The following is a 9,303-nucleotide window of genomic DNA, read 5'->3' on the forward strand; positions in this document are numbered from 1 at the left end:
GGGTGGCGCGCTTGGCGTAGTCGTCGGCAAGCGTCGCTTCCGGCCCGCGACCGGGCCGGCCGATGGCGACGATGCTCAGTTTCATCGTTTAGTCGCGCGCGGTGCGGTGAGCGGAATCGACCGCCCAGATCTTCTCGATGTTGTAGAAGGTGCGCACTTCGGGACGGAACAGGTGGATGATCACGTCACCGGCGTCGATCAGAACCCAATCGCAATGCGGCAGGCCCTCAACCTTGGCCTTGCCCAGACCCTGTTCTTTCAGGGTGCGCAGCAGGTGGTCGGCGATGGCGCCGACGTGACGGTGCGAGCGCCCGGACGCCACGATCATGGTGTCGGCCATGGCGCTTTTGCCCTTGAGGTCGATCAGGACCATGTCCTGAGCCTTGTCCTCATCGAGGCGGATCAGCAGGGCTTCTTCGAGCGGGGTGGAGCCGACCGGGCGCGGGGCGGAATCGCCAAAAGCAGGGCCGTCTTCGGAATGGAGAGGTTCGATAGCATCCATCTCGTGCGCCGTGTTCGAAACGGCGGCGTCTTGCGCATCATACGCGGGCGAGGGGGTCAGCGGAGGGCTCCAGGAGCGTTGACTAAAGCGGACCTGTAGCACGGATGGGCTCGATCGTGAACCGGCGACGGGATCAAACCCGAATCAAGCTGGCGTCAGACCGGCTTTTCAGACCCGCGCGCGGCCCGGATGGCGCTGGATGAGCGGGGATTCAGCGGCGCCGTCAGATAGGTCCAGGCAGGCGCCTGCAGCGTGGCCAAAAGCCCCGCCTGCTCGGCCGGAACCCGCGCCCCGGCGAACCGGGCGGCGGCGGGCGCGGTGCGGCTGTCCAGCAGGGAGCCGGGCCGGGCGATGACCGCCACCGGCATCAGCCGCATGATGTCAGTCCAACCGCGCCACCTGTGGAAACTGGCCAGATTGTCGGACCCCATCAGCCAGACGAAATGCACCCCCGGATGCCGCGCGACCAACAGGCGCAGGGTGTCCACCGTCCAGGCGACGCCTGCACGCGTCTCGAAATCCGACACGATCATCGACGGGCCGTGGGCGTGTCCGCGGGCCGAGGCCATGCGGTCGGCCAGGGGCGCGCTGTGGCGGGCGTCCTTCAGCGGGTTCTGCGGCGAGACAAGCCAGATGACACGGTCCAGCCCCAAGCGGCGCTGGGCCGTCTCGGCGACGTGGGCATGGCCGTCATGGGCCGGATTGAAGGAGCCGCCGAACAGACCGACCTTCATCCCCGGCGACAGGATCAATCCATCGCGCAAGGCCCCAGAGCGGGGACCGGCGCCTTTGGGCGCAGAACCGGCGTGGAAAAAGGTCAAGCGGACGTCTCTGGCGGGGGAGTTATGCTCAGCGGCGCCCTTAACACGACGAAAGACGCCCTGTCCCCGTTTATCGTCCCGGCTTTATCGTCCGTCGTCAGACAGCCGCCTCGAACAGGGCGTCGCGGGCGATGTCGGCATGGGTCATGGGGAACAGATGCCCCCCGCCGGGGACAACCTCGACCGTGAGTTGGCGCGCAGCGTGAGAACCGACAGGCACGCTGGTCAGAGCGCCGTGCTCGGCCTTCAGGATACGAATCGGACCGGGATAACGACGCAACGCCCGCCACGGATCATGGGCCTGGGCGGCGTAGTTGGCGGCCTCCCATTCCGGTTTCGCGGTCAAGGCCCAGCCCTCGGGCGTCTGGGTCAGGCCGTCGCTGAGATAGTCGGCCAGCACCATGTCAGGCCAGCCCTTGAAGGCGCCACGCCCACGATAGGCGGCCATCGCCTGTTCGGGGCTTTCGAACACGGCGCGGCGGCGGCGCGTGGACTTGGCGATGGGAATATTGGCCAGCGCCAACTGGGCGAAGGGCAGATTGAAGGCGAAAACGGCTGGCCGCTTCCAAATCACAGGATCGAACAGAACCAGACTTGACACACGATCAGGCTGTTCAGCCGCCGCCATCAGGGACGAGGTGCCGCCCATCGAATGCCCGGCCAGAACCACCGGCGGGCCATCGACCGCCTTCAACAGCCCCAGCAGATCATCGCGATAATCCAGCCAGTTGGTCTTGGTGCGAGGGTTGGTCGGCAGTATAGTCAGGCCATGCCCGCGCAGATCCGGCGCCCAGATGCGCAGCGACGCCGACAGGGGCGACAGCAGGCTGCGATAGGTCCCGGCGTTGAAACCATTGGCGTGTGAGAAGATCAGGTCGACCGGGCGTTTCGGATCGCCGAAATCCAGGACCGACATCTCGCCTGCACCCCAACGATTGTCGATGGGGACGGTGAAACGACGCGGCGGGACCATCAGGGCCGCATCCATGATCACGCAGCCTCACGACAGGCAGAGCAACGACCATGGGCCTCGATCGTCGTGCGGGCGATCTGGTAACCGGCGGCGGCGGCGGCGGCGTCGATGGCCCCCTGATCCGGTCCCGCGACCTCACGCGTCGAGCCGCAGCAGTCGCAGATCAGGAAGGCGGCGGCGTGTGAGGCCGAACCCTCATGTTCGGCACAGGCGACATAGGCGCTGATGGGGGCGATGCGATGGGCCATGCCCAGACGCTCCAGAAACTCCAGCGCGCGATAGACGGTCGGGGGCTTGGCCGCCTGACCGTCCTCGCCGAAACGGGCGATCAGATCATAGGCCTTAACCGGCTCTCCGGTTTCCAGCAGCAGGGCCAGCACCCGGCGGCGCGGCGCGGTCATCCGCTCGCCGGCAGCCGAAGCACGCGCCTCGGCGGCCTCCAGCGCACGCGCCAGGGTGGAGCCGTTCAGGCCCGAGTGGTCGTGGTCATGATCGCAGGCGGAACCCATGGCACACAGCTAATGGCTCAACGCCCGCACCGCAACATGGCACGTCCGCAGCCGCCTCGCGAGATCGTCAGAAAAGCTTCAGCTTACGGCGTTTGCCGCAGGGGCGGGCATGGGTTAGAAGGCCCGCTTCATCCCATTCTAGAGCGTCCTGGCCTTTTATGACCGACACCACTCAATCGCCGCTCGAAGGCAACGTCCTGTTCTACAACAAGCCGGAGCCGCTTGACGCCGCCCAGCACGGCAACCTGGGCGTCAACGCCAAGGCCGAGCCCTACGCCTTCGTCGCCCAGACGAATGTGGTGCCGCTGACGGTGACCGAGTTCGCCGCCGCCGCCCTGTCCTACCCCGTGATCTTCGTCGGCGAGAGCCGCCAGCCGGTCGCCGTGATGGGCCTGAACCAGAACGACAACCTGTTCGTGTCGCCGGAAGGCGTGTTCCGTCAGGACGCCTACATCCCCGCCTATGTCCGTCGCTATCCCTTCGTCTTCGCTGACGACAAGGCGAACGGCCGTCTGATCCTGTGCATCGACCGCGGCGCCGACATCGTCGCCGAGGGCGGCGAGAACCCGCTGTTCGTCAATGGCCAGCCCAGCGACTACACGAACATGGCGATGGAGTTCTGCAACAACTTCGAACAAGAGCGCCTGCGCACCGAGTCCTTCGTCAAGCTGGTCAACGAACTGGACCTGCTGGACGTACGCGAAGCCCTGTTCACGCCGCGCGACGAAAACGGCAACCCGGGCGAGCCGCAGAAGATCGCTGAATACTACGCCGTTTCGGAAGACAAGCTGCGCGCCCTGCCCGCCGAGAAGTTCGCCGAACTGCGCGACAACGGCGCCCTGGGCCAAATCTACGCCCACCTGGTGTCGCTGCTGGGCTGGGACCGTCTGATCGCCCTGGCCTTCGTGCGCAACCAGACTGCTGCCACCGTCAACTAAGACGACTGACAGTCAAAAGATTACGCCCCGCTGGTTCGACCAGCGGGGCGTTTTCGTTTCGAAGCGGTCGGATCAGCGGCGCGAGAACAAGGCTCGCGTCAGGCAGGAGAAGACCAGCCGCCCCGCCTCGTCCAGCAGGTCGTGCGAGGCGATGACGATGCCCTTTTCGTCGCCGACCGGATCCTTGCCCATCACCGTCATCCGACCGCGCAGCAGCTCGCCCGCAGGCGGATTGCGCATGTATCGCAGGGCATCGATGGCCAGCACCTTGGTCTGGGCCCAGTGAGCCGCCTTGTCAGCCGCCAGACGGCTCCACAGCACATAGACCATGGCGTCCGGCGCCCCATAGGCGGTGTCCCACCCCGGCTGGAACCGGTCGGTGAACAGGTCCATCGCCTCCTGATCGACCGCACAGGCGCCCAGAGGCACGACCTGCCCGGTCTCCAGGTCTTCAAAGTGGACGAACAACGGGTCGCTCATGGCGTCTCTCAGTTCTCGCGTCAGGCCGGTTCTTCGGAAACGCGAACCAGCAGCTTGCCGTCGTGATCGCCGGTGAACAAGCGGTTCAGCGACGTGACGGCGCCTTCCAGTCCATCATCGACGTGAACCTTCCACTTCACCTTGCCCTCGATCAGCCAGGGCGCCATTTCGGCGGCCATTTCCTGGGCGCGATGAGCATAGTCCAGAACCAGGAAACCCTGCACATCCAGTCGGTGGGTGATGATGCGGGCGAAGTTCGGCGACGCCGGGGCCTTAGTGGCGTTGTAGGACGAAACCAGACCGCAAACCGCCATGCGCCCATGCATCTTCAGCCGGTTGAAAACCGCGATCATGATGTCGCCGCCGACGTTCTCGAAGTTCAGGTCAATCCCGTCCGGCGCCAGCCGGTCCAACGCCTCGCCCACATCCTCGTTCTTGTAGTCGATGGCCGCGTCGAACCCGAGCTCGTCGGTCAGCCAGGCGCATTTGGCGGCACCGCCTGCAATGCCGATGACACGGCAGCCCCGCTGTTTGGCGATCTGACCGGCGATGGAGCCGACCGCGCCTGCAGCTGCCGAAATCACCAGGGTCTCTCCTTCCTTGGCCTTCAACACGTCGGTCACACCGAAATAGGCGGTCAGTCCGGTCATGCCCAGGACCGACATATTGGCCGTCAGCGGCAGGCCGGGCGCACGGTGGATCGGACGTAGCGCCTGTTCCTTGACCACGGCGTAGTCCGCCCAGCCACCCGACAGGGGTGAAACAACATCACCGACACGGAACCGCGACGACCGCGTCGCCTCGACCACGCCCAGCGTCAGGCCGCGCATGACCTCGCCTATGCCGACCGGCGGCAGATAGCCTTCGGAATCGTTCATCCAGGTGCGGTTGGTCGGGTCCAGCGACAGATAGACGGTGCGGACCAGCACCTCGGATTCCTTCAGGTCGGGAATCGGACTTTCGACCAGTTCCAGGTCGCCCTTTTTGATCAGGCCTTTGGGGCGCTGTCGCAGCACCCATTGTCTGTTGATGCCGGCCATCAGGCTTCTCCGCACGTTTCTTCCCGACCGCCACCTTGGCCCGCCTGCACCACAGGGTCGAGACGAGGCGCAAAGAAAAAGGCGATCCAAACGGATCGCCTTGAAGTGGCATCATCGAGAATGAGGCGCGGAGGCGACAGATTGGCTTTCGCCAATCTCAAGTCGGGGGGGGGGCGTCGCCGCCTCCGCAGACCGATAACGAGGCGCCAGAACACTGGTTCCTCGACCCGGGCGCTTTTTTCGCACCTAGAGCTGATCATTTGGGTGAGACGCATGAAAAAGCCCCGCCGCCGAAGGCGGACGGGGCTTTCGCTAGATGTTTTAGGCGCGCCTTAAGCGGCTTCGCGTTGACGCGACGGGTGGAAGAACAGCGCCTGGCTGATCGCCGCCTTCACTGTTTCCGGCTGGAAGGGCTTGGTGATCAGGAAGGTCGGTTCAGGCCGTTCGCCGGTCAACAACCGCTCAGGGAAGGCGGTGATGAAGATGACCGGGACGTCGAAGTCCTTGAGGATCTCCTTGACCGCATCAATGCCCGATGATCCGTCAGCCAGTTGAATATCGGCCAGGACCAGCCCCGGACGGTGGCGGGCCACAGCCTCGATAGCCTCATCATGGGTGGTGGCGGCCCCGGTCACGCGGTGGCCCAGTTCCTTAACCAGGCTCTGGATATCGGCAGAGATGATGGCTTCGTCTTCGATGACCAGAACGTCGGTGGCCAGTTCGGCGTCGATGTCGGACTGGGCGTCGGCGATCAGACGTTCAACATCACGCGGGTCGGCGCCCAGAATCTGGGCGGCTTCCGAAGGCGTGAAACCTTCCAGCGCGGTCAGAAGGAAGGCCTGACGCGAACGCGGGGCGATCAGCAGCAGGCGGCGTGACGCATCGTCGCGGCCCTCGGTCGGTCCCTTGTCTTCAAGTTGGGCGCCGGTCGCGGACCAGATGGTGTGGAAGACGTGATAAAGAGCGACGCGCGGCGTCATCTCGGGAGACAACTGCTGTTCGCCGGCGGCCAGGGCCTCCAGCGCGACACGGACGTAATTATCGCCTGTCGCCTGATCTCCGGTCAAAGCCCGCGCATACCGGCGGACGTAGGGCAGATGAGGCGCAAGTCTAGCCAGAAGGCTCATTCCAAGATTTCCCCGATAACCGGCCATCCCAATCCATAGGAAGGCGCTACAGCCGACAAAAACGTTTTGGACGCGACACGGTTCCATATCATCAGAGAAGCTTGGGCATTAAAAGCGTTTCATGGGGAACCCACCGGGAAGGCGGGCGTTAAGCTTGCTGCATTTTTGCACTGCGGTTGGGTGGGCGGTGTTCTATCTATGATTGATTCCAAAGAGAATTCGCGAGTTGACGACGTGGACGGACATGACGATGTGGTCCTCGAAGAAGCCCGGCTGCGCCAGCAGGCCATCGGGGTGAAGCTGCGTCACATGTTCGACGAAGTGGTGAATGAACCGGTCCCGGACGAGTTTCTGGACATCCTGAGACGAGCCGATGAGCGCTCGTCTGGAGGCGCCGCATGAGCACCTCGCGCCTGGGCGCCGCGCCCAAGCCTCCGTCGGCGGACAATAACGCCTTCAAACACGAACTTGTCGCGCTGATCCCGCATCTGCGCGCCTTCGCCCGGACCCTGACCGGCGATCCGACCGCCGCCGACGACCTGGCGCAGGACGCCATGATGAAGGCCTGGGACGCCCGCGCCAGCTATCAGATGGGCACCAACATGAAGGCCTGGACCTTCATGATCCTGCGCAACCAGTTCTATTCGGAAAAGCGCCGGTCATGGCGCCAGTCGCAACTGGATCAGGAAGCCGCCGAACGCACCCTGGTCGCCGTGGACGACCCCGAGGCGCCGGTGGCGCTGGACGAACTGCGTCAGGCCCTGAAGACCCTGCCGGAGGAACAACGCGAAGCCCTGATTCTGGTCGGTGCTGGCGGCTTCGCCTACGAAGAGGCGGCCGAGATCTGCGGATGCGCCGTCGGTACGGTAAAAAGCCGCGTCAGCCGGGCGCGCCGCGCCCTTCAGGCCACGCTGGAACGCGGCGGCTATGCCCGTGACGGCAAGGCGGCAGGCGACGCCATGCGCAGCATTCTGGGAGAAGCAGACCGCCTTAGCGGCGCCCGAGGATAGTCCTCGTTGTCCCTCAACCTCAGGCCGTCGGGGCAAGGAAAGGACCAACGGCCTACGCCGAAGCTTTCGCGCGGCTGGCGCTCTGAACGGTTTCAGGGCATCCGGTTTCGCCTCGGCGTGGCCATGGCCGCGGCCCTTCTGCCCATCTTCATTCTGAGTCTTATCCAGACCCAGGCCGACTTCCGGCAACAGGCGCAGGACCGGCAGGTGGGGCTTCAACTCGCCGCCGAACGTTCCGCCGCCAACGCCAAGGCGCAACTGGACAGCGCCCACATCCTGTTGCGCGCCCTGGCGCCCGACGCCATGGGGCCCTATTGCGCGTCCCGTCTGACGTCCCTGGTGAACCAGCTTGAAGGCTATGAAGGCCTCTATCGGCTTAACGCGGGCGGGCAGGCCATCTGCGCATCAGGCCGCAGCGACGGGGCGCGATCCGACGTAGCCCCGGCGTCCGAAGCCCCCTGGTTCCAACGCCTGCGCGGCGGTGAAGCTCTGGTGGTGGAACGCGCGCCCGCCAGTTCCGGCTATCAGGCCGCCTTGATCATCGCCATCCGCGCCGAACGGCCCATGGGCGCATTCGACGGCGCCATGGCGGCGGTCATTCCCCTGTCAGCCCTGCAGCCGAACACCCGTGACCGCGCCCTGCCCGAAGGTTCAGACGCCGCCATCGCCGATGCTTCAGGCCGCCTTCTGGTCGTCAGCGACCCTGACGCCTTCACCCTGAACCGCAACGGCAAGGTCGGCGACTGGATCAATCGGGCGAATGTGGACGGGTCGTCCGTGTTCGAGGCCAGAGACAAGGACGGACACCGACGTGACTATTCCGCCGCGCCCCTGGCGGGCGGCGACCTGTACGCCCTGCTCTCCGCCCCCGCCCCCGGCCTGCTGTCCTGGGCGCGGCTCAATCCGATCGGCACCCTGCTACTGCCGTTGGGCGCCTGGCTGACGGCCTTTGCCGCGGTGATGCTGCTGTCGGAGCGCATCTTCATCCGCTGGCTGGACTATCTGGAGCGGGTCGCGGCCATCTACGCCAAGGGGCGGTTCTCGGTGCGTCCGCTGCAGGCGATGAATGCTCCGTCCGAAATCCGCGTCATGGCCAAGACCCTGGACGAGATGGCCGAAGCCATCACCGAGCGCGACATCGAGCTGAACGCCTCCCTGGCGGAGAAGGACGCGCTGATGCGCGAGATCCACCACCGGGTGAAGAACAATCTGCAAATCATCTCGTCCCTGCTGTCGATGCAGCAGCGCGCCCTGACGGACGCCCCGGCCAAGGCGGCGCTGGGGGATACGCGCCAGCGGATTTCCGCCCTGGCCCTGATCTATCGCACCCTCTACCAGAGCGAGGACATCCGCCACGCCGACGCCAAGGTCTTTCTGACCGAACTGGTCGGGCAACTGGTCGCCAGCGAGGCAGGGCGGGGCCCTCTGGTCACCAGTTCCGTCGAGGCCGACAGCCTCTATGTCGACCCGGACAAGCTGGCGCCCCTGGCCCTGTGGCTGGTCGAGGCGGTGACCAACGCCCAGAAACACGCCTTCGCCGGGCGCGGCGGCGAACTGAAGGTCCGCTTCAAGGTCAATGGCGACACCAGCCTCCTGGAGGTCGAGGACGACGGCCCCGGCGCCGCGGGGATCGCAGAGGCCGGGGTAGGCCGCACCCTGATGGGCGCCTTCGCCAAACAATTGCGTGGCGAGGCTGAAATCGTCGAGGCCCCGTCGGGCGGCGCCATCGCCCGCATGACCTTCGTCACGCCCGAGGCCCTGACGCCCAATGATCCGACCGACAAGGCCGGAACCGCCGCCAAAGCGTCGCGTTAGACCTTCGAACCGACGCCCCTCGTCGTCGGCAATCTGGAGAGACACCCCATGCGCAAGATCTTCATTCTGGTCGCCGCCGCCGCCGCTC

11 protein-coding genes are annotated in these 9,303 nt (G+C 65.4%); 4 read left to right on the forward strand and 7 right to left on the reverse strand.

From position 1 onward, the window contains the following. Positions 1-88 precede the first annotated feature (88 nt). The 4 genes from rsfS to QZ281_RS17340 form a co-directional block, all read right to left on the reverse strand. Positions 89-502, reverse strand: coding sequence for a ribosome silencing factor (gene rsfS / locus QZ281_RS17325; RefSeq protein ID WP_201100850.1), 414 nt, complete (start codon positions 500-502; stop codon positions 89-91). 155 nt (positions 503-657) lie between these two features. Next, positions 658-1,323: a nicotinate-nucleotide adenylyltransferase gene (locus QZ281_RS17330; protein WP_363298184.1), complete on the reverse strand. Its 666-nt coding sequence runs from the start codon at positions 1,321-1,323 to the stop codon at positions 658-660. Between the two features lie 97 nt (positions 1,324-1,420). Beyond that, positions 1,421-2,311, reverse strand: coding sequence for an alpha/beta hydrolase (locus QZ281_RS17335; RefSeq protein ID WP_292230616.1), 891 nt, complete (start codon positions 2,309-2,311; stop codon positions 1,421-1,423). Positions 2,312-2,313: 2 nt separating this feature from the next. Beyond that, complete coding sequence (locus QZ281_RS17340; protein ID WP_292230619.1) at positions 2,314-2,805, reverse strand: Fur family transcriptional regulator; 492 nt, start codon at positions 2,803-2,805, stop codon at positions 2,314-2,316. A 158-nt stretch (positions 2,806-2,963) separates the two neighbouring features. Here QZ281_RS17340 and QZ281_RS17345 point away from each other — a divergent pair, with 158 nt between their 5' ends. Further along, on the forward strand, positions 2,964-3,743 hold the full coding sequence (locus QZ281_RS17345) for a SapC family protein (RefSeq protein WP_292230621.1): 780 nt from the start codon (positions 2,964-2,966) through the stop codon (positions 3,741-3,743). Between the two features lie 72 nt (positions 3,744-3,815). Here QZ281_RS17345 and QZ281_RS17350 read toward each other — a convergent pair whose 3' ends face one another. The 3 genes from QZ281_RS17350 to QZ281_RS17360 all read right to left on the reverse strand — a co-directional run bounded on the left by QZ281_RS17350 (position 3,816) and on the right by QZ281_RS17360 (position 6,390). Next, positions 3,816-4,223: an acyl dehydratase gene (locus QZ281_RS17350; RefSeq protein WP_292230624.1), complete on the reverse strand. Its 408-nt coding sequence runs from the start codon at positions 4,221-4,223 to the stop codon at positions 3,816-3,818. 20 nt (positions 4,224-4,243) lie between these two features. Beyond that, entirely contained in the window at positions 4,244-5,263 is a 1,020-nt protein-coding gene (locus QZ281_RS17355) for an NADP-dependent oxidoreductase (protein ID WP_292230627.1), read from the reverse strand. A 332-nt stretch (positions 5,264-5,595) separates the two neighbouring features. Continuing rightward, a complete protein-coding gene (locus tag QZ281_RS17360) occupies positions 5,596-6,390 on the reverse strand; it encodes a response regulator (protein ID WP_201100857.1) in 795 nt (264 codons plus the stop codon). Between the two features lie 198 nt (positions 6,391-6,588). Between QZ281_RS17360 and QZ281_RS17365 the strand changes: the two genes are divergently transcribed. The 3 genes from QZ281_RS17365 to QZ281_RS17375 all read left to right on the forward strand — a co-directional run bounded on the left by QZ281_RS17365 (position 6,589) and on the right by QZ281_RS17375 (position 9,215). Next, positions 6,589-6,792 carry a NepR family anti-sigma factor gene (locus tag QZ281_RS17365; protein ID WP_292230631.1) on the forward strand — a complete coding sequence of 68 codons (204 nt, stop codon included), beginning with the start codon at positions 6,589-6,591 and terminating at the stop codon, positions 6,790-6,792. Then, positions 6,789-7,400: a sigma-70 family RNA polymerase sigma factor gene (locus QZ281_RS17370; RefSeq protein WP_292230633.1), complete on the forward strand. Its 612-nt coding sequence runs from the start codon at positions 6,789-6,791 to the stop codon at positions 7,398-7,400. The genes QZ281_RS17365 and QZ281_RS17370 overlap by 4 nt, the downstream gene beginning before the upstream one ends. Positions 7,401-7,523: 123 nt before the next feature. Further along, positions 7,524-9,215, forward strand: a complete 1,692-nt coding sequence (locus QZ281_RS17375) for a sensor histidine kinase (protein ID WP_292230635.1) — start codon at positions 7,524-7,526, stop codon at positions 9,213-9,215. The last annotated feature ends 88 nt before the right edge of the window (positions 9,216-9,303 follow it).

The organism is Brevundimonas sp., from assembly GCF_018608325.1.
In the GTDB taxonomy this organism is placed as follows: Bacteria; Pseudomonadota; Alphaproteobacteria; order Caulobacterales; family Caulobacteraceae; genus Brevundimonas.

Bases quoted from the DNA above. Each gene is read 5' to 3' on its own strand.
- QZ281_RS17350 (WP_292230624.1), bottom strand. From the start codon at position 4,223: ATGAGCGACCCGTTGTTCGTCCACTTTGAAGACCTGGAGACCGGGCAG.
- QZ281_RS17335 (WP_292230616.1), bottom strand. From the start codon at position 2,311: ATGGATGCGGCCCTGATGGTCCCGCCGCGTCGTTTCACCGTCCCCATC.
- QZ281_RS17365 (WP_292230631.1), top strand. From the start codon at position 6,589: ATGATTGATTCCAAAGAGAATTCGCGAGTTGACGACGTGGACGGACAT.
- rsfS (WP_201100850.1), bottom strand. From the start codon at position 502: ATGGATGCTATCGAACCTCTCCATTCCGAAGACGGCCCTGCTTTTGGC.
- QZ281_RS17360 (WP_201100857.1), bottom strand. From the start codon at position 6,390: ATGAGCCTTCTGGCTAGACTTGCGCCTCATCTGCCCTACGTCCGCCGG.
- QZ281_RS17345 (WP_292230621.1), top strand. From the start codon at position 2,964: ATGACCGACACCACTCAATCGCCGCTCGAAGGCAACGTCCTGTTCTAC.
- QZ281_RS17375 (WP_292230635.1), top strand. From the start codon at position 7,524: ATGGCCGCGGCCCTTCTGCCCATCTTCATTCTGAGTCTTATCCAGACC.
- QZ281_RS17355 (WP_292230627.1), bottom strand. From the start codon at position 5,263: ATGGCCGGCATCAACAGACAATGGGTGCTGCGACAGCGCCCCAAAGGC.
- QZ281_RS17340 (WP_292230619.1), bottom strand. From the start codon at position 2,805: ATGGGTTCCGCCTGCGATCATGACCACGACCACTCGGGCCTGAACGGC.
- QZ281_RS17370 (WP_292230633.1), top strand. From the start codon at position 6,789: ATGAGCACCTCGCGCCTGGGCGCCGCGCCCAAGCCTCCGTCGGCGGAC.